Annotated in this window: 11 protein-coding genes and 1 pseudogene; 7 read left to right on the forward strand and 5 right to left on the reverse strand. The window is 65.8% G+C overall.

Going from position 1 to position 18,982, the window contains the following annotated elements:
• Window positions 1-4: 4 nt before the first annotated feature.
• From DI605_RS04325 to DI605_RS04350, 6 genes and pseudogenes are all read left to right on the forward strand, one after another.
• Window positions 5-1,060, forward strand: coding sequence for an aromatic ring-hydroxylating dioxygenase subunit alpha (locus DI605_RS04325; protein WP_293969578.1), 1,056 nt, complete (start codon window positions 5-7; stop codon window positions 1,058-1,060).
• On the forward strand, window positions 1,057-1,467 hold the full coding sequence (ligA, locus tag DI605_RS04330; protein ID WP_293969581.1) for a protocatechuate 4,5-dioxygenase subunit alpha: 411 nt from the start codon (window positions 1,057-1,059) through the stop codon (window positions 1,465-1,467). The genes DI605_RS04325 and ligA overlap by 4 nt, the downstream gene beginning before the upstream one ends.
• Window positions 1,467-2,372 carry a class III extradiol dioxygenase subunit beta gene (locus DI605_RS04335; RefSeq protein WP_293969584.1) on the forward strand — a complete coding sequence of 302 codons (906 nt, stop codon included), beginning with the start codon at window positions 1,467-1,469 and terminating at the stop codon, window positions 2,370-2,372. Before ligA ends, DI605_RS04335 begins: the two co-directional genes overlap by 1 nt.
• A gap of 145 nt (window positions 2,373-2,517) precedes the next feature.
• Window positions 2,518-3,465 carry a Gfo/Idh/MocA family oxidoreductase gene (locus DI605_RS04340; RefSeq protein WP_293970164.1) on the forward strand — a complete coding sequence of 316 codons (948 nt, stop codon included), beginning with the start codon at window positions 2,518-2,520 and terminating at the stop codon, window positions 3,463-3,465.
• 91 nt (window positions 3,466-3,556) lie between these two features.
• Window positions 3,557-3,740 (forward strand): annotated as a pseudogene (locus tag DI605_RS04345) (4-hydroxybenzoate 3-monooxygenase); the annotation flags it as partial.
• A 69-nt stretch (window positions 3,741-3,809) separates the two neighbouring features.
• The gene (locus tag DI605_RS04350) at window positions 3,810-4,820 is read left to right on the forward strand and encodes an aldo/keto reductase (RefSeq protein WP_293969587.1); all 1,011 of its coding nucleotides are present in this window, start codon (window positions 3,810-3,812) and stop codon (window positions 4,818-4,820) included.
• A gap of 57 nt (window positions 4,821-4,877) precedes the next feature.
• On the opposite strand, the gene DI605_RS04355 is transcribed toward DI605_RS04350, so the two are convergent.
• The 5 genes from DI605_RS04355 to DI605_RS04375 form a co-directional block, all read right to left on the reverse strand.
• A complete protein-coding gene (locus DI605_RS04355) occupies window positions 4,878-6,284 on the reverse strand; it encodes a CpsD/CapB family tyrosine-protein kinase (RefSeq protein WP_293969590.1) in 1,407 nt (468 codons plus the stop codon).
• A gap of 172 nt (window positions 6,285-6,456) precedes the next feature.
• Window positions 6,457-10,608: a translocation/assembly module TamB domain-containing protein gene (locus DI605_RS04360; protein ID WP_293969593.1), complete on the reverse strand. Its 4,152-nt coding sequence runs from the start codon at window positions 10,606-10,608 to the stop codon at window positions 6,457-6,459.
• The gene (locus DI605_RS04365) at window positions 10,608-12,587 is read right to left on the reverse strand and encodes an autotransporter assembly complex family protein (protein WP_293969596.1); all 1,980 of its coding nucleotides are present in this window, start codon (window positions 12,585-12,587) and stop codon (window positions 10,608-10,610) included. Before DI605_RS04365 ends, DI605_RS04360 begins: the two co-directional genes overlap by 1 nt.
• 271 nt (window positions 12,588-12,858) lie before the next feature.
• Window positions 12,859-13,626, reverse strand: a complete 768-nt coding sequence (locus DI605_RS04370; RefSeq protein ID WP_293969599.1) for a sulfite exporter TauE/SafE family protein — start codon at window positions 13,624-13,626, stop codon at window positions 12,859-12,861.
• A gap of 146 nt (window positions 13,627-13,772) precedes the next feature.
• Window positions 13,773-14,243 carry a YaiI/YqxD family protein gene (locus tag DI605_RS04375; RefSeq protein WP_293969602.1) on the reverse strand — a complete coding sequence of 157 codons (471 nt, stop codon included), beginning with the start codon at window positions 14,241-14,243 and terminating at the stop codon, window positions 13,773-13,775.
• 220 nt (window positions 14,244-14,463) lie between these two features.
• On the opposite strand from DI605_RS04375, the gene DI605_RS04380 reads away from it, so the two are divergent.
• Window positions 14,464-18,960, forward strand: coding sequence for a calcium-binding protein (locus tag DI605_RS04380; protein ID WP_293969605.1), 4,497 nt, complete (start codon window positions 14,464-14,466; stop codon window positions 18,958-18,960).
• Window positions 18,961-18,982 lie beyond the last annotated feature (22 nt).

Here is an 18,982-nt window from a genome sequence, read left to right on the forward strand (position 1 = left end):
AACCATGTCGAGTTGGATGACCAACCGCTGGTATGTTGCGGCCTGGGATGCGGAGGTGGATCGTGCGCCCCTCGCGCGCACGATCTGCGGCGTGCCGATCCTGCTGTATCGCACGCTGGACCGGCGGGTGATCGGCATGCGCGATGCCTGCCCGCATCGGCTGCTGCCTTTGTCGATGGGCCTTCGCGAGGGCGACAGCATCCGGTGCCGCTATCACGGGCTGAAGCTGGGGGCGGACGGCGTGGCGGAAGAGATGCCGCTCAAGACCGAGAAGCTCAACAAGGCGATCTGCGTGGAGACCTATGCGATCGCCGAAAAGCATCGCTTCGTTTGGATCTGGGTGGGTGAGAAGGCGAAGGCCGATCCCGCGCTGATCCCCGATTTCTGGCCCTGCTCCACGCCGGGCTGGACGTTCGATGGCGGCCATGATCGCGTCGGCTGCGATTATCGCCTGCTGATCGATAATCTGATGGATCTGACGCATGAGACGCATGTCCATTCGGGCTCGATCGGCCAGCCGGAGCTGATGGAAGCGCCGATCGAGACGGCCAGCGATGGCGAGGCGGTGACGGTCAGCCGCTGGATGCCGGGCGTCGATGCGCCGCCTTTCTGGCGCGGGGCGCTGAAGAAGGACGGGCCTGTCGATCGCTGGCAGGTGTGCCATTTCGTGGCGCCGTCCTCCGTCATCATCGATGTCGGCGTGGCGCCGCAGGGCGCCGGCGCGACGCTGGCGGATCATGATACCCAGGGCGTGCGCGGCTTCGTGATCGACAGCATGACGCCGGAGACGGAGACGAGCTGCCATTATTTCTGGGGCATGGCGCGCAATTTCGACATTGCCGATCAGGGCTTCACCGCGCGCTTCAAGCGCCAGCAGGGCGGGGTCTTCAACGAGGATATCGAAATACTCGAGGCGCAGCAGCGCTCGATCCTCGCCAATCCCGATCTGAAGCTGCGCGCCTATGCGATCGACAGTGGCGGCGTGCGCGCCCGTCGCGTGATCGAAAAGGACATAGACGGCGGCCCGCGCGCGCCGTCCAACGAAAGCATCGCCGCATGACGAAGCCGACCGACATTCACGAATATCTCGCCGAATTCGATGATATTCCCGGCACGCGCGTCTTCACCGCGAAGCGCGCGCGGGCGGGCTATCATCTCAACCAGTTCGCGATGAGCCTGATGAAGGCCGAAAATCGCGAGCGCTGGAAGGCGGACGAGCGCGCCTATCTGGATGACTGGAAACTCACGCCCGAACAGAAGCAGGCCGTGCTGGATCGGGATTATACCCGGCTGCTGGATCTCGGCGGCAACATCTACTTCCTGTCCAAGATCTTCTCGACGGACGGAAAGAGCTTCCTCCAGGCCGTCAGCACGATGAGTGGTATGAGCCTGGAAGATTATGCCGCGATGATGATCGCCGGCGGCCGTTCGCCCGAAGGCGTGCGCTCGATCAAGGGAAAATATTGATGGCACGGATCACCGCCGGCGTCGCCTCCAGCCACATTCCGGCGCTGGGCGTCGCCTCCGATTTCGACAAGACCGCCGAGGAATATTGGCGCCCCGCCTTCGCCGGTTACGAATGGACGAAGGAGTGGGAGAAGCAGGCGAAGCCCGATGTGATCGTGCTCGTCTATAACGATCATGCCTCCGCCTTCGACATGAAGATCATCCCCACCTTCGCGATCGGCTGCGCGGAGGAATTCCAGCCCGCCGATGAGGGCTGGGGGCGGCGCAACGTGCCGGTGGTTAAGGGGCATCCGGATCTCGCCTGGCATATCGCGCAGAGCTGCATCCTCGACGAATTCGACATGACGATCATCAATGAGATGGATGTGGATCACGGGCTTACCGTGCCGCTCTCGATGATGTTCGGAAAGCCGGAGGAATGGCCGTGCAGGGTGATCCCGCTGGCCGTGAACGTCGTCACCTATCCGCCGCCGTCGGGCAATCGCTGCTGGGCGCTGGGCGAGGCGATCGCGCGCGCGGTGGCGAGCTTCGACGAGGATCTGAACGTGCAGGTCTGGGGCACGGGCGGCATGAGCCACCAGCTTCAGGGCGAGCGCGCCGGCCTCATCAACAGGGAATGGGACAATCGCTTCCTCGATGGCATGATCGGATCGAGCGACGCGCTCCGCCGTATTCCCCATATCGAATATCTGCGCGAAACCGGATCCGAAGGGATCGAGATGGTGATGTGGCTCATCATGCGCGGCGCGCTCGGCCGGGAAACGCGGATGTTGCATCGCCATTATCATGTGCCCGCCAGCAACACCGCCGTCGGCCATCTCGTGCTGGAGCCCGTGGACGGCAGCGTCCCGCCGAGCAGCGCGATCGAGGCGAACAGCGAGGAAGCGCAGCAGCTGATTTCGTGACGTGTTTCTCCTCTCCCGCGTGCGGGGGAGGGGCGGGGGTGGGCGGTCCACCTCCCCGCAAAGATTGCTGGTTCGGGCATGTGCCCCGATCGGCGCAGATCCACCCCCAGCCCTTCCCGATGCGGGAGGGGAGGAGAATATGACGATGAAAATTGCCCTCGCCGGTGCCGGTGCCTTCGGTGAAAAGCATCTCGATGCCCTGAAGCTGATCGACGATGTCGAGGTGATCTCGGTCGTCGGCCGCGATCTGGCGCCGACGCAGGCCGTCGCCGCCAAATATGGCATCGGCCACGCCTGCACCGATCTGGCCGAGGCGCTGGAGCAGCCCGGTCTCGATGCCGTGATCCTCGCCACCCCCACCCAGATGCACGCGGCGCAGGCCATCCAGTGCATGGAAGCGGGCAAGCATGTCGAGGTGGAAATCCCGCTCTGCGACAATCTGGCCGATGGCGAGCGCGTGCTGGAACTGCAGAAGCAGACCGGCCTCGTCTGCATGGTCGGCCATACGCGCCGCTTCAATCCCAGCCACCAATATGTCCACAACAGGATCGTGGCGGGCGAGGCGAGCGTCCAGCAGATGGACGTGCAGACCTATTTCTTCCGCCGGAAGAACATCAATGCCAAGGGCGAGCCGCGTTCGTGGACGGATCACCTGCTCTGGCATCATGCCGCCCACACCGTGGATCTGTTCGCCTATCAGGCCGGCCCGATCGTGGAGGCGCACGCGTTGCAGGGGCCGATCCATCCCGAACTGGGCATCGCCATGGACATGTCGATCCAGCTGAAGGCCGAAAGCGGCGCGATCTGCACGCTCAGCCTCTCGTTCAACAATGATGGCCCGCTCGGCACCTTCTTCCGCTATATCTGCGACAACGGCACCTGGATCGCTCGCTACGATGATCTGGTGACCGGCAAGGAGGAGCCGGTGGACCTCACGGGCGTGACCATTTCCAACAACGGCATCGAGTTGCAGGATCGCGAATTCATCGCCGCGATCCGCGAGGGGCGCGAGCCCAATTCCAGCGTCGCCAAGGTGATGCCCTGCTATCGCGTGCTGGGCGATCTGGAGAAGCAACTGGGCGGTTCGCGGTGAGGTGAAGACCGAGCCGCCATCATCGGCGCCGGCCCGGCAGGGTTCCCGATGGGCCTCCTCCTCCGGTCTGGGAGGGCGAGGGTTATTCCGAAAGGCGCTGGCGCGGATATGGAGGGCGGAGCGATCCAGTGGGTCGCCCACGTGTGCTGATGCATCGCCTCCCCGATACGGATGATTTCCGCCGGGCGATGCAGGTGACCGAGCTGTCCTCTGTCGCGTCGTCGCGGGCGATGCAGACCGCGATCGCGGAGAATTATGTCGGTTTGCCGCTCTAATTCGGCGGTTCGCGCGATTTTCGGGCGGCCGGTTTTCACGGATCCCGAATCCCTCCTAAAGGCCGTTTCATGACGCTTCCCACCCGCAAGATGGGGCCTTTCGAGGTCTCCGCCGTCAGCCTCGGCTGCATGAACCTGAACCACGCTTATGGCGGTTTTCCGCCGGAGGAGGAGGCGGTGCGCCTGCTCAATCGCGCGCTGGATCTGGGCGTGACGATGCTGGATACGGCCGCCCTCTACGGCGATGGCGAGAATGAGAGGCTGGTGGGCCGGGCGGTGATGCACCGGCGCTCCGAATTTACGCTGGCCAGCAAATGCGTGCTCGGCCTGTTCGATGGCAAGCGCGGGCTGGATGGCCGGCCCGAGGCGATCGCGGCCACGCTGGAAGGCGCGCTCCGGCGGCTCGGCACCGATCATATCGATCTCTATTATCTCCACCGGCTGGATCCCAAGGTGCCGATCGAGGATTCGGTGGGTGCGCTCGTGCGCGCCCGGGAGGCGGGCAAGATCGGCGCGATCGGCATCAGCGAGATGTCCGCCGCCACGCTCCGGCGGGCCAGCGCCGTGCATCCGATCGCCGCGATCCAGAATGAATATTCCCCGGCCGTCCGCAATGTGGAGATCGGCGTGCTGGATGCCTGCCGCGATCTGGGCACGGCGATGGTGGCTTTCTCGCCGGTGGTGCGCGGGCTTCTGGCTGGGGCGATCCGGAGCGCGGATTATGCGAAGGGCGATATTCGTGGTGTGATGCCGCGTTTCGTGGAACCGCAGCTTTCCGAAAACCTGAAGCTGGTCGATGCGTTCGATCGGATCGCGGACGAGGCCGGGCTCGCGCCCGCGCAACTCGCACTCGGCTGGGTGCTGGCGCAGGACGAGAATGTCATCGCGCTGCCCGGCACCACGAATATCGCGCACCTCGAGGAGGATGTCGCGACGCTTGCGAAGCTGGTGCCGCGGGATGCGCTGGATGCCGTCACGGCGCTCTTTCCGTTCAATGCGATGCGCGGCCCCCGCTATGCCGCCTTCGCGCAGGCGCAGGTGGATACGGAAGTGCTGCCCGGCGAGGAACTGGCGGCCTAGAGCCGGAGCGAAGGCAGGTGGGCGATGCAACCTGCCGGCTCGAAAACGGCCTTGGCTCTAGGAAAGCACCAGCGCGTGGCCGGGGCGCCGGCGGCGCTGCGGCGTGGGCACGATCGGGCCGCGATCCGGCTCGGCGAGGCGCACGAAGCTCAGGGCGAGCGATGCGCTGACGCCCTTTTCGGCGAGCATGGCGATGGCGGGCCGCAGCGCCCCGAAGGGCGTCTTGCGCCAGCGCGCCACGACGATCGCCTGATCGGCGACGCTGGCTATGTCGCGGGCCTCCACCAGCGCCAGCAGGGGCGGCGTATCGATCATCACCAGATCGTATGAGCGCGACAGCGCCTCCGTCACCGCGCGCAGGCTCGCCATCGCATCCTTGGCCCAGAAGCTGCGGACGGCGGCGTCCCTGCTGTGGCCGAGGATCATCAGGCTCGATCGCGTATCCCCGATCAGCGCGTCCTCCAGGCCGATCTCGCCATCCATCACCTGGACGAGGCCGGGCTTGCCCATCACGTCCAGCGCGGCGCTGGCCGCGCGGATGCGCCCGTCGCAGTCGATCAGGGCGACGCGACGCCCCGCCAGCGCGGCCGTGCGCGCGAGAGAGATGGTGAAGGTCGATTTCCCTTCCGCCGCCAGCGCCGAGCAGACCGCCACGACACGCCCTGCGGGCTGGCCCGAGGCGAGCATCCGGCGGAAGGCCCGCGCATATTCGGATTGCTGGGCGGAAACCGGCATCTCGGTGAGTGGCGCGCGCTCCCCGGCGGCGATGCCGCTCACCGTCGGGATCAGCCCGACCACCGGCAGGCCCAGTGCCTTGCGGGCGGTGGCGGGCGATCGCGGCCCATCCTGGCGCGACTCTCGCCAGAAGAGTGTGCCTGTCGCCGCGAGGCCGGCGCCGAGCAGGGCCAGCGCGAACGGAAGCAGCAGCGAGCCATCGGGTGCCACGGGTTCGGTCGCGGGAATGATGATGCGTGCATGGACGGGCGAGGGTGGCGCGCCCGCGCTGACGATCGTTTCGGCGATGTCGTTCACGATCGGCGCCACCGTCCGCCGAGAACCGCTCGTATAGCGCAGCAGGAAGACGTTGGTGAGGTCGGTCTGCTCGATCTGGAGGCCACGCCAGATCTGCTCGATCGCCTTCTGGCGCGAAGCCGTCCTCATCAGCGTGGGAGACCATCCGTTCGCAGCCGGCGAACCCGTCAGCCCCAGCCGGTCCACCAGCGCGTTGATCCGCTCGGGCGCGAGCGCATAATCGCGCACCCTTGTCGCCGGGATCGTCCGGCCGCCGGCATCGAAGGCGATCTGCGCGCTGGCGGTGAAGCGCGTGGCGATGACGAGATACAGGCCCAGGATCAGGATGAACGCCGCCATCGCGCTCGCGATCATCCATGGCAGATGCACGCGCAGCGGCGATACGAGCGCGGGCATGGCGATGGGGGCGCCGGAATCGGTACGTGCCGTCATGATTCCCGAAGCCGCCTCAGCCATCGAACATCGTTTTACCCGCGCTGGTCCTAACATATCGTAAGGATCGCCCGCAAATAGACCGGAATTCCGCTGCGACGAGCCGATATCATGCGCCGATAGTCGACATGGGGGGCAGAGACGGTGTGGCGCGGGCCGCCACTCTCGCGCCTCAATAATTCTTCTTGTAGCGCAGGCTCACGTTCGATCCGCCGAACGAGCCGGTCTGGCTCAGCAGGCTCAGCGCCCGCGAGAGCGAGATTTCCAGCTGCGTGGCGGTGAAGCCGCGCGCGTCGGTCACGATCTCAACATAGATGTTGTTGCTGATATATTTGCCCGCCGCCAGCGCGGTGCCGCGCCCGGCGGCCTCGTCCGCGCCCAGCACGCGCAGGCGATCCACGCCCGCCGCCGAACGCAGCTTGCCCAGCGGATTGAGCCCGCCGCCGGATCCGCGCAGCGAATTGAGCGCCGCCGCCAGCTGGATCGCCTGCGTCGGCGAAAGCGAGGTGACGGAGGAGCCGAACAGAAGGCGCGAAAGCACCTCGTCCTGCGGCAATGTGGGCGTCGAGGTGAAGGCGATGCGGGGCGCCTGCGCATTGCCGCTGATCGTGATCGTCGCCGTCACGCTGTCCACGGTGGTCGTCGCCTCGATATCCAGCTCGGGATTCAGCATCCCGCCCTGGAAGGTGACGATGCCGTGATCGATGTCGAAGCGGCGGCCGGCGAAGCTGTAGGTGCCGCGCACCACTTCCAGCTTGCCCACGATATTGGGCGCGTTGGAGGTGCCGGTGATGCGCATGTTGGTGCGCCATTCGGCCTCCAGCCCCATGCCGCCCACGAAAATCTGGTTGTCGGCGCGGATGCGGATGTCCAGCTTCCAGTTGCTCGGCAGCGTCGCGGCGTCGTTCGCTGCGGCGGGTGGCGCCCCCTTGCGGCGGATACCCGTCAGCTCCGGCACGGCGGCCGCGCCCTGGCGCACGATCTGGTAACGCGCCTCGGGGATGTTGATGTCGCCCTGGATCAGGCCGCCGGCCGCCTTGCTGTTCGTGATCCGGATCGTGCCCGATGCGATGGCGTCCAGATCGTCGCCTTCGGCCAGATGGGCGCGATCCAGCTTGGCGGTCACGTCGATCGGGAAGCCGCTCGCCGCATCCAGCCCGATCCGGCCGCTGGCGGAAACGCTGCCTTGCCCGGCCTTGGCGGTCAGGCGATTGAGCAGCAGTTCGGATTGGGTGAAGCGGCCGTCGATCGCCATGGCCGAAAGCACCGTTCCGAACGCCTCATTCTCATAGCGCAGCGCATTGGCGCGAATGAGGCCGGTCACGGTCGGCTGGTCCAGCCGGCCGCCGAGATCCGCGCCGATCGCGATATTGCCGGAAATCTCCTGCTTGGCGATGCCGGTGAGCGTCCACAATATCTCGGCCGGGCCATTATAGCGTATGCCGCCGGAAAGCGGTGCTGCGAACAGCCTTTCGCTCAGGCTCGCCCCTTCGCCCAGCGGGGCGAGGCGCGCCTGCACCCGGCCGACCACCGCGCCGCCGCGCCGGATCAGCGCGCGCGCATCGCCGCCCGTCTCGTTCAGCGTGCCCAGCAGGGCGATATCCACCGGCTGGGATACGACCAGCGATGCTGTGCGCGTGAAGCGGGCGATGTCGATCCGTGCGCGCAGGTCGGGCACGGTGCCCTTGGCGGCATAATCGATCGTCCCGCTCGCCTTGCCGCCCAGGCCAAGCCCCGGAACGAAGGCGTTGATGATCGAAAGGTCCAGCGCACGCAGCCTGGCCTGCAGGGCGCTATGCTCGCCATAGCTTCCGGCAATATCCACCTGCCCCTGCGGCAGTACGAAAGTGGCGGGGGCGAGCGTCCAGCCGACGGCCGCCTTTGTGATGACGGCGGGGCGGACGAGGCTGACGGCGACGCCGTTCAGCGTGCCGCGCAGATTGGCGACGATGCGTTCGGGCGAAAGCGCGGCCTGCGCGGCGATGTCGAAGGGGGCTCCGGCCTGTCCGCCCTTTGCGATCAGCGCGATCTTCCCCTGTCCGCCGCGATAATCGATCCTGCCCTGTGCCCGCGCCACCTGAAGCTGGCCACTGCGAATGTCGGCGAAGGCGAAATTGCCGGTCACGGTCGGCGCGTCCGCCGTCATCAGCAGGGATGCGTGGATCGTGCCGCTGCCGATCGTGATCGGCGTGGTGCCGGGCACGCGTGCGGCATTGGCGCGCAGGTCGAAATCGGCGCGCTGCACGGATCCGGCCGCCGCGAGGCGCACGGATCCGTTGAGGCCCGCGCCCGTCATCGTCAGCGTGCCCGCGAACGGGCCGGCGGGCGTCTGCGCGACATGGCCGGCGAAGCGTATGTCGGCGAACACGGCGGAGATGATGTCGAAGCTCATCGGGCCGGCGCCCATGTTGATCATCACGTCGCCCGAAAAGGGGCCGTAATCCGATTGGCCGCCGGCGCGCACGCGATAGCCGCGCCCCGTGCCCGTGAGCGTCGCTTCCAGATCGGTGATGTTCGCGCCCAGGCCGGGGCGTGGCGCGCGCAGGCGCGCGACGGGCTTCGCCACCGTACCGGAAACCGCCACCGTCACCGGGCCATAGGCCTGCGACTGGGCCGCGCCTGTGAAGCCGATGCGCCCGTCCGGCCGATAGAAGCCGTCGCCGCGCGTGATCCGCAGTCGGGGGGCGGCCATTCGCAGGTTCCGCAGGGTTGCGCCGCCCGCCAGATCATAGCCGATATCGGCGGTGATGATCGCATTGCCGCCAAGCTGATCGCGCAGGCTGGCATTGGTCAGTTGCCGCGTCGCGATCCGCACCTTGCCCTTCACGGCAAAGCCGCCGCCGATGCCGGGCACCAGCTCCGCATCGGTCACCAGATTGATGCGGCCGATGCCGTCGATGGTGTAATCGTTGATCCGGCCCTTGAGCGCGCCGGTGTAGGTGCCTTTCGCCAGATCGGCGAGGATGATCGCGGTCGCATCGATGCGATCGGAACGGACGCGCAGATTGTCGCTCGCCACCTTGCCGTCCTGATAGGCGATGTCGCCGTCCAGCTTCAGGTTGGTCAGAAGGCCGCCCGCCGCCGCGTTGAGCCCGGTCACGGCGCGCGCGGTGGCGTGGATGGGCACGAGGATGCGTTCCGTGCTGATCGTCGCCTTGCCCTCGGCGGCGAGGCCCTGCACCATCGTCGTGTCGAAGCCGATCGCCTGCGCGGTGATCCGGTAATCGATCGTCGGCGTGGCGAAGGCGCCGTCCAGCGTGGCGGAAAGGCGCAGATCGCGCGCGGCGACGTTGGGGGCGATCGCACCCGGCTTCAGCAGGGTGGCGTTGATACGGAAATCGCCGAGCCGGCTCTCTCCCAGATCGATCAGCCCCGCCGCGTCGAGCGCCAGCGCGTCGGATCGCGCGGCAAGCTTCGTGTCGATCCGGCGCTTGGCGATCGCGGTGGTCAGGTCCAGCCGGATCGCCGGATCGGTCAGCCGCGCGGCGGGGCCGGTCAGGATCAGGCCGGGGCGGATCGCGCCTGTCGTGTGGAAAGTGCCGTTGCGCCCGTTCACGTCCAGCGCGGCGAGGGGCTGGCCGTCCAGCGCGCCGGTCAGCCGCCCCTTCCAGTCGGCCCAGTCACCGCTGCCGTCCGCCTTCAGCATCAGTGGCTTGCCGAGCTTCGCATAGCTGTCGAGCAGGCCGCCCCGGGGCGCATCCAGTCGTGCATCGAGCGCGAAGCGATTGGCGTCCGGCCGCGCATCCAGCATCAGGTGCAGCCTGTCGCCGCCCGCAATGCCGGCGGCGCGCAGGGCGGCCGCATCGACATTCAGCTGCGCGCGCCCGTCCGCAATCTCGGCCGAGCCGGCGATGCGCACGACATGGCGCTGGCCCGTCACGGGCGGCTGGATGATGAGGCGGCCGATGCGCAGCTTCCTCAGCGACAGATCGATATCGGGCAGCAGCGGCGCGTCCAGGTCGGACGGCACCTCCTTCAGCACGGGATTGCGCGCGACGATCATCAGCGGCGTATCGAATTCGCGCACGTCGATCCTGGAATGGGCATAGGCGAAGGGGCGCCAGTCCACGGTCAGCTCCGGCACGGTGATGAAGGCGCCCTTCGTGTCGCGCACCTCCACCCCGCGCAGCACCATCCGCCCGTAGATCGATCCGGTGATCCGGGCGATGCGGAAGTTCAGGCCGGATGCCGTGCTGAATCCGGCCAGCTGGTTGGCGATCAGCCTCTTGCCGGGCGCCGTATCCAGCACCAGCAGGAGCAGGCCCACCAGCGCGACGAGGCCGGCCATGCCGATGCCCGTCCATTTCAGGATCTTGCGGGCCATCAGAAGGCCTGCCCGATAGAGATATAGACGCCGATCTTCGATTCACCCGGCTTGCGCCCCAGCGGCGTCGCCACGTCGATGCGGAACGGGCCGAAATTGGTATAGTAACGCGCGCCTATGCCCACGCCGTAGCGCATGCCGCTGATGGATGGCGTGCTCTTCTCGCCCACGCGGCCGCCGTCGAAGAAAGGCACGATCCCGTAATTGCCGAAGCGATAGCGTGCCTCGACGGCGAATTCGGTGAGCGATCGGCCGCCGATCGGATCGTTGTTGCCGTCCTTGGGGCCGAGCTGCTGATAGCCGAAGCCGCGCACCGATCCGCCGCCGCCCGAATAGAGCCTGCGCGAAGGCGCGATATCGTTGCGGCTGGCACCCACGATCGATCCCACGCGCACGCGGCCCGCCAGCACCAGGCTGTCCGTGATCTGCCTGTAGCTGCTCGTTTCCACCAGCATGCGTGCATATTGATCGAAGCCGCCGCCCTTGCGCTTCTGCGCCTCGGGGCTGAGCTTGGTGTTGATGCGCAGGCCGCGCGTCGGATCCAGCAGGCTGTCCGACGTGTCATAGCCCAGCTGCAGCGGCAAGGCGGCGATGAAATAGGTGTCCTTGGGGCGCGTCGCGCGGGTGGGGTCGAACGGCGTTTCGCGCGTCACGGTCAGTTCGCTGCCGATCGAATAGGTCCATCTCTTCTGCCAGATCGGGGTCGACTGGCGCGAGATGCTGGCGGCGAGGCTCACCGTATCCGCATTATAGGCATCGAAGCGCTGGCGGCTGACGGTGGTGCCCGCCTCGAACGTGCGGTCGCGCTTGCCCGCATTGGATCGGCGGAAGGTGGTCGCCACGGACTGGAGCTGGGTGCCTGCCGTGGCATCCACGATCAGCGCGCCCTCCGGCGGGAAGAAGTTGCGGTGGGTCCAGCCACCGGTAAGCTTGATGCCCTCGCCCGTGCCATAGCCGCCGGAGGCGGAAAGCGTCCGCGCCGGGCCGCGCGCCTGCCGCACCAGCAGGTCCACCGTCTCGGTGCCATCCGGCTGGATCTCCCCGGTCGCCACCGGCTCCACCGATGCGGTGGAGAGCAGCCCCGTGCCGATCAGCGCCTGGCGCATGTCGTCTACGCGCCGGGCATCGTAGATCTGCCCGGCCTTGAAACGCGGGAAAACGGCGAGATGCCTGAGCGAAAAGACAGGGTCGCCCTCGGTGCGCAGATTGCCGTAGCGTGCCTTGCGGCCGGCTTCGAGCGGCAGCGTATAGTCGCCCGTCGCCGTGGCACCGTCGATCAGGATGTCGCGCTGGCCGACCTTTACGAAGGGGTAGCCCTGTTCCGGCAGGCGCAGCGCCACGCGCGCCTCCGCTTCCTGGATCCGGGCGGCGGCAATCGCCTCGCCCGCCTTCAGGCGCAGCGCCTCGATCGCGAACCCTGTGGGTTCGGGCGGGGAGCCGGTCACGGCGATAGCCCCCAGCTTGTAGAGCGTGCCGGGCGTCGCCGTGATCGTCACGGGAATGGATGCGGCGGGATCGGCCGATGGCGGGATCGTCGCGATTGCCTTGCCGTCGAGATAGCCTTCGGCGCGCATCAATTGTCCGGCGAGAGCGACATCTTCTTCGCTGCGCGCGTTGATCTGGGTGGCGTTGGCCGCCTTCTTGCCATCATGGAGCAGGGCCGAAAGCTCGCGGAAGCGATCCTCCAGCCCCAGCGGCTTCAGACCCTCCACACGCACGGTATAAGGAATCTGGCGCGATTGTTCGCCGGCTTCCGCCCCGATCGTCGGCGCCGGCTCGGAATCGAATGTCGCGAGCGGCGGGAGAGGCTGCTCCAGTTCCGGCGCGGCTGACGGCGCCTCGGCCGCGGTTTCCGCAGGTGGCGTGCCCGTCTCCTCGATCGGCGGCAGGGCCTTGTCGCACTCGGCATCGTCCAGCGCCGGCGTCGGCGGCGCGGCGGGCTCCGCTGGCTGCGCGCTGGAACTGCCGCTGGCAGACATTTGGGGCTGCTGATGGGGCTGCTGGGCGTGGAGCGAAGCCGCGCAGAAGCTGCCTGCAAGCAACAAGGCCCGCAGTCCGCGCCTGCGGCATCGCCGCCCTTCTATCGCCCCTTTGATCGCCATCCCTTACCCACAAGAACCGTGTTGCGACGATCCGGTTCCTGCGGATCGGTGCGTGCATCGTAAATCCGTTTCAAAATGCGCGTGGGATCGGGCCTCCCGGCGATCCGGTGCAGCGCCGCGCCGGATCATCGCGTTTCCGAACCTGCCCTCAGCGCAGCGCCGAATAGATGCCATAGGCGCTCGTGGCGATCAGCACGGTGCCGACCAGGATCATCAGGGGTTTTGTCGGCACGCGCTTCGCGATCACCGCGCCGAAAGGGGCGGCGGCCAGCCCCCCGATCAGCAGCCCCACCGTCGCATGCGTGAAGGCGGAGAGGCCGAGTGCCGCGATGAACGTCGCCGAGACGGTGATGGTGAGGAAGAATTCCGATGTGTTCACCGTGCCAATCACGCGGCGCGGGCTGCCGCCCTGCACCAGCAGGTTGCTCGTCACGACGGGGCCGTAGCCGCCACCGCCCGCCGCATCGAGAAAGCCGCCGATCAGACCGAGCGGCTCGATGATCCTCGGCGTGCGCTCGCGCGGCGGATACAGCAGGCCGCGCCAGATCAGGTAACAGCCGATGCAGAGAAGGTAGGCGAGGATCACCGGCCGCGCCGTCGCGGCGCTCACCGAACTCAGCACATAGGCGCCCAGCGCGCCGCCGATCATGGCGGGGATCACCAGCCGCAGGAACATCCGCCAATCGACATTGCGGTGGGCGATATGGCTGATGCCGGAGGCGGCGGTGGTGAACGTCTCCACCACATGCACGCTGGCGGATGCGGCCGCCGGCGGCAGGCCCAGGCTGATGAGCAATGTGCTGGATATCACGCCGAAGGCCATGCCCAGCGCGCCATCCACAAGCTGGGCGGCGAAGCCTACGGCGATGAAGGGCAGGACCAGGGAAATATCGAAGAAGGAAAGAAGTTGCTGCACCGCCCGCCCTTGTAGATGCCCCGTTTCCGATCGTCCAACGCGTGTGGCGCGTCGGGGATGCGATGCCGGTGAATGCCTCCATTGCGCGGAATATGCGCGGGATTCCCCGTCGAAAGCCGGTATGGCTATAGCCGCCGCCATGTCCCTCAGCGTGCGATGGGATGCCGCTTCAGCCGGACGAGCGCCTCGTCCAGCGCGGAAAGAAAGCGCGAGCGATCCGCCTTGGAAAAAGGCGCGGGTCCGCCCAGTTGCTCGCCCCCCGCGCGCAGATCCGCCATGATCGCGCGCACGGCGATCGCGCTGCCGATCGAGGCGCTGGTGAACGGCTTGCCGGTCGGCGCGATCACGGTCGCGCCGGCCTTGATGCCGCGATCGGCGAGCAGGATGTCGCTCGTCACCACGATCGTCGCCGGGCCGGCCTCTGCCGCGATCCAGTCGTCGGCGGCGTCGAATCCGTCGCTCACCACCACGCGACGGATCAGCGGATGGGGCGGGATCCGCAAATGACTGTTGCTCACGATCGTCACCGGCGCCGCATGGCGGAAGGCGGTCTTGTAGATTTCTTCCTTAACCGGGCAGGCATCGGCATCGACGAGGATGGAAACGGGTGGGTTCATCGCCTGTCCCTACGCGATTCCACCCGGGCGGAGGAGTGGGGAGGGCGGCGGCGCGCCCGATCCGGCTCGGCGGAAAAATTCGAGCGGCCGTATAAGATGATTGCGGGCCGTCATGCTATGGCGTTATCCATGATTTCGTTCTCGCAGTGACGGATTCAGATCTCTCTCCGATCGGTCGAGAGGTCGGGAAACGAACTGACAGACCCCGGGGGAGCGAAGTATGGCGACCTATGATTTCGCATCGTTGGCATCGTCGGCGGGAACGCCCATCGCATTTGATCCTGCAACCGATATTCTTTCCTTCAGCTCGGCATATGCGCCCGCGAACCTGAGGATCGAGCAAGTCGGTGGCGATGTCATCATCCGCAATGGCTATGCGGTCCGGCTCACATCGGTCTCGTTCAGCGCGCTTTCCGATCTCAATTTCCTGTTCGGCGGCCTGCATCTCGTCCGGCTGGGCAGCGCGGGCAACGATACGCTCGACAATTCGGCGGTTGGCCGCAGCTATTATGATCTCCGGCTGGGCGGGTCGGATACGGTCGTCGGCAGCGGCACGGGCGCCGATACCATCTATGTCGGTGCCGCGCTGGACTCCGGGGATCGGATCAACGGCGGCGGCCTTTTCTCCTACCAGGAGGATCGGCTGATCCTCGGTGGCACCTATCTGGACGAGGTGGTGCTCGGCCCGAATACGGTGACGGGCGTGAAGTTCTTCATAGCGGAGGCCGGCAGCACCATCCGCCTGAAGCTGGACGCGAATACCACCAAGGCTGTCGACCGCTTTTATGTGGTCGCGACGGCGCAGGGCCAGGGCGACATGCTTTCGCTCGACGGATCCGCCGTGACGACGGGGTTTACCGTCCAGTCCGGAGCCGGTGCGGATATGATCCGCGGCGGCACCAAATCGGATTTCCTGGACGGCGGCGCCGGGAATGACGTGGTGTATGGCGGCACGGGCAACGATGAGCTCCATGGAGGCGCGGGCGACGACACGCTCTACGGCGACGACGGCGATGACACGCTCTATGGAGAAACCGGCGCCGATGCGCTCTACGGCGGCAACGGCGATGACAAGATCTATGCGGGGGGAGGTGCCCCGGCGGGCATGGCCGATCGCCTCTACGGCGATGCTGGCAACGACACGCTCTATGCCGGGGCGATCGGCGATCTTCTTACCGGGGGCTCCGGGGCGGACATCTTCGTTCCGGTGCTGGGATCGTTTTCGGCCTTGGCGGCGGCCGCGCCGATCGCCGATTTCAGCCGTGCCGAAGGGGATCGCATCAGCCTTTCGTACGTCAGCGAAAATAACGGCTACCGCAAGGCGGTGCTGCGCGGGGCGGTGGAGGCGGGTTTCACGCTCACCATCGGCGCGCATCTGGGCGGCGAGGATATCGGCTCCGGATATATGCAGACGTGGTCGTACCGCAGCGGCACGAGGACCTATTTCATCGGGGACCTGAACGACAATCGCGTGCTGGATGCGACAGATTTCGTGCTGGCCGTGGACGGGCCGGACGTGCCTGCCGTCCTCACGAACGATGATTTCGTTGCCGGCTCCTTCACCTCGGGGTTGCGGCTGGGCACGGAGGGGGATGATGTCGGCGGCCAGATGGATGGCACGTCGGGCAACGATCTGATCTACGGTTTCGGCGGGAATGACGTGATCAACGGCTTTGCCGGGAATGACACCATCTACGCAGGCGATGGCGACGATATCGTCGATGGCGGAGCGGGCGCGAATATCATCCATGGCGGCGCCGGCAGCGATACGCTGAACGGTGGCGATTCCCAGGATACGATCTTCGGCGAAAGCGGCATCGACATCATTCATGGCGGCGCCGGCAACGATATTCTGTATGCGGGCTCGGCGCTGTACGATCCCGTGACCGGCGTGCCCGCCGGCGCCTACGATCAGGTTTATGGCGAGGCGGGCGATGATATCCTGTACGGTACGGCCGGGGCGGATCTCCTCGATGGCGGTGCCGACGACGACGCCATCTATGGCGGCGGCGGCGCGGATACGCTGCGCGGCGGGGACGGGGATGATCGCCTTTATGGCGGCAAGGATGCGGTGCTGGAGGGCGGCGCCGGCTCCGATCTGCTCTACGATGGCGCCACGCTGACAGGGGGCGCGGGCGCGGACGTTTTCGTCACGGGTTCCAACATTTCCTCCAGCGGGCACTTTTCGGCGCCCGCCACGATTACGGATTTCAATCGCGCGGAGCATGATCTCCTCGATGTCCGCATCATCAACACCTATTACGATGTCGGCAGATCAGGCTTTTTCGGTGAATTGGGCGCGGGTTTCTCGCTTACGCTTGGGGCCCAGCTGACCGATGCGGATCATTATACGGATGTCCGGTCCTACTGGTCCTATCGCGAGGGATCGACGACCTATCTGATCGGCGATCTGAACGGCAATTACATCCTCGACGCGACGGATACCGTGATCGCGCTGACGGGGGCAATGGCGCCCGAAACGCTCGTTGCCAGCGATTTCGTCTATAACAGTTTCGGCCTGGTCACCGGGACGATGGGCGACGACGTGATGACCGGGGCCGACGGCTATTACGCGGCCGATGTCCTCTATGGTCTGGCGGGCAACGATACGATCCGGGGATTGGGCGGCGGCGACACGCTTTACGGAGGTGCGGGCGAGGACACGCTATACGGCGGTGATGGCAACGATCACCTCTGGGCGGGTGACGATGCGGCCGGAGTGACCAATCAGCTTTATGGAGAAGCGGGCGACGATCTGCTGAACGGCAGCAAGGGTGCCGATCTGCTCGATGGCGGCGACGGCGACGATTATCTGGTCGGCTGGCTAGATGCCGATACGCTGCGGGGTGGCGCCGGCAATGATACCCTGCTGGGCGGCGAGGACGATGACGTGCTGGAAGGCGGGGCAGGCAATGACCGGCTCCGTGGCGACGGCGGCAGCGATACGATGACCGGCGGCAGCGGAGCGGACACGTTCGCCCTGCGGCTTTACGATTCCGCGCATTATATCTCGACGCTGGGCTTCCTCGATGTCGTGACCGATTTCAATCGGGCCGAGGGTGACCGCATCGATCTCGAATATGCGGCCTCCGCTTATGGTCTCCGGCCGGCCATGCTTCGTGGCGATGTGGCGTCGGGGTTCACGCTCACGGCCGGCGCGCATCTCGGTGGGGAAGATATCGGTTCGGGCTTCTCGCAATTCTGGTCGTACCGGGATGGATCGACCACTTATCTGATCGGCGATCTGAACGACAATCGCCAGCTGGACGCGACCGATCTGGTGCTGGCCTTCACGGGAGCGACCGCGCCCACGACGCTGATGGTGGCTGATTTCACGGCGGGCACCTTCGTCGCCGGACAGACGGGTACGCCGGGCAACGATATCGGCGGGCCGATGGATGGCACCTCGGGCGACGATAGCATCTTCGGCCTTGCCGGCGATGATGTGATCAACGGCTTTGGCGGCAATGATCAGATCTATGGCGGGCCGGGCGCGGATCTGATGTCGGGCGGTTTGGGCGACGACACCTATTATGTGGATGATCCCGGCGACAAGGTGTTCGAATATCAGGAGCCGGGGAACGACACGATCTATTCCACCGTCAGCTACAGCCTCTTCCAGCAGTTCGTGGAAACGCTGACGCTGGTCGGCACCGCGAATATCGATGCGACCGGCAATGCGCAGGCGAACCGCCTCAACGGCAATGATGGCAATAACGTGCTGAACGGCATGGCCGGGGCGGACATCATGGCCGGCGGCAAGGGCAACGACATCTATTATGTCGATAACGCGCAGGATGCCGTTCTGGAGGTTGCGGGCCAGGGATATGACAGCGTCCAGGCATCGGTGAGCATCAACGTTGTGAATCAGTCGATCGAGGCGGTCACGCTGGTCGGCACCGACAATATCGATGTTTTTGCAGGGGGCGACGCTGAATTATTGACCGGCAATGCCGGGAACAATGTTCTCGCCGGCTATGGTGGCGCCGAAACCATGATCGGCGGCCTGGGCGACGACACCTATTATGTGGACAATATCGGCGACAAGGTGATCGAGGCGCAGGGCGCCGGCAACGACACCATTTATTCCAGTGTCAGCTATAGTCTGTTCCAGCAATTCGTCGAAACACTCACGCTCACCGGCTCCTTGAATATCGACGCCACCGGAAACGCCCAGAACAATATCATCAACGGAAACTACGGAAATAACGTGATGAACGGGATGGCGGGTGCCGATATCATGAGCGGCGGTGCCGGGGATGATACCTACTATGTCGATAATGTCGGCGATCAGGTGATCGAATATCAGGGGTATGGGAATGACAAGGTCTATTCCTCGATCGGCTTCGATCTTGCCGGACAGTTCATCGAGGCGCTGGAGCTGACCGGATCCAATGCGATCAATGCGCTCGGCAACAGTCAGGATAACGTGCTGATCGGCAACGGAGCCAATAATGTGCTGACCGGGCGCGGCGGTTCCGACACGTTCGGTTTCCGCACCGGCTTCGGCCACGACACCATCACGGATTTCACGTTCGGCAGCGATGTCATCTCCTTCGCCGCGGGCACGTTCGGCTCCTTTGCGGATGTGATGGCGCATGCATCGATGGTCGGCGGCGATACCGTGATCGCGCTGGATGCGAACAACAGCGTGACGGTGCAGAACAAGCAATTGTCCTCGTTCACGGCTTCGAATTTCGTGTTCGGCGGTCTTTAGGCGGGCTTTCGATCCGGTTCGC

It is taken from the genome of Sphingomonas sp. (assembly GCF_003248515.1).
Taxonomy (GTDB): Bacteria; Pseudomonadota; Alphaproteobacteria; order Sphingomonadales; family Sphingomonadaceae; genus Sphingomonas_I.

What these genes read in the sequence shown, in the direction of transcription:
- DI605_RS04325 (WP_293969578.1), top strand. Translation starts at nt 5, where the DNA reads ATGTCGAGTTGGATGACCAACCGCTGGTATGTTGCGGCCTGGGATGCG.
- ligA (WP_293969581.1), top strand. Translation starts at nt 1,057, where the DNA reads ATGACGAAGCCGACCGACATTCACGAATATCTCGCCGAATTCGATGAT.
- DI605_RS04335 (WP_293969584.1), top strand. Translation starts at nt 1,467, where the DNA reads ATGGCACGGATCACCGCCGGCGTCGCCTCCAGCCACATTCCGGCGCTG.
- DI605_RS04340 (WP_293970164.1), top strand. Translation starts at nt 2,518, where the DNA reads ATGAAAATTGCCCTCGCCGGTGCCGGTGCCTTCGGTGAAAAGCATCTC.
- DI605_RS04350 (WP_293969587.1), top strand. Translation starts at nt 3,810, where the DNA reads ATGACGCTTCCCACCCGCAAGATGGGGCCTTTCGAGGTCTCCGCCGTC.
- DI605_RS04355 (WP_293969590.1), bottom strand. Translation starts at nt 6,284, where the DNA reads ATGACGGCACGTACCGATTCCGGCGCCCCCATCGCCATGCCCGCGCTC.
- DI605_RS04360 (WP_293969593.1), bottom strand. Translation starts at nt 10,608, where the DNA reads ATGGCCCGCAAGATCCTGAAATGGACGGGCATCGGCATGGCCGGCCTC.
- DI605_RS04365 (WP_293969596.1), bottom strand. Translation starts at nt 12,587, where the DNA reads ATGTCTGCCAGCGGCAGTTCCAGCGCGCAGCCAGCGGAGCCCGCCGCG.
- DI605_RS04375 (WP_293969602.1), bottom strand. Translation starts at nt 14,243, where the DNA reads ATGAACCCACCCGTTTCCATCCTCGTCGATGCCGATGCCTGCCCGGTT.
- DI605_RS04380 (WP_293969605.1), top strand. Translation starts at nt 14,464, where the DNA reads ATGGCGACCTATGATTTCGCATCGTTGGCATCGTCGGCGGGAACGCCC.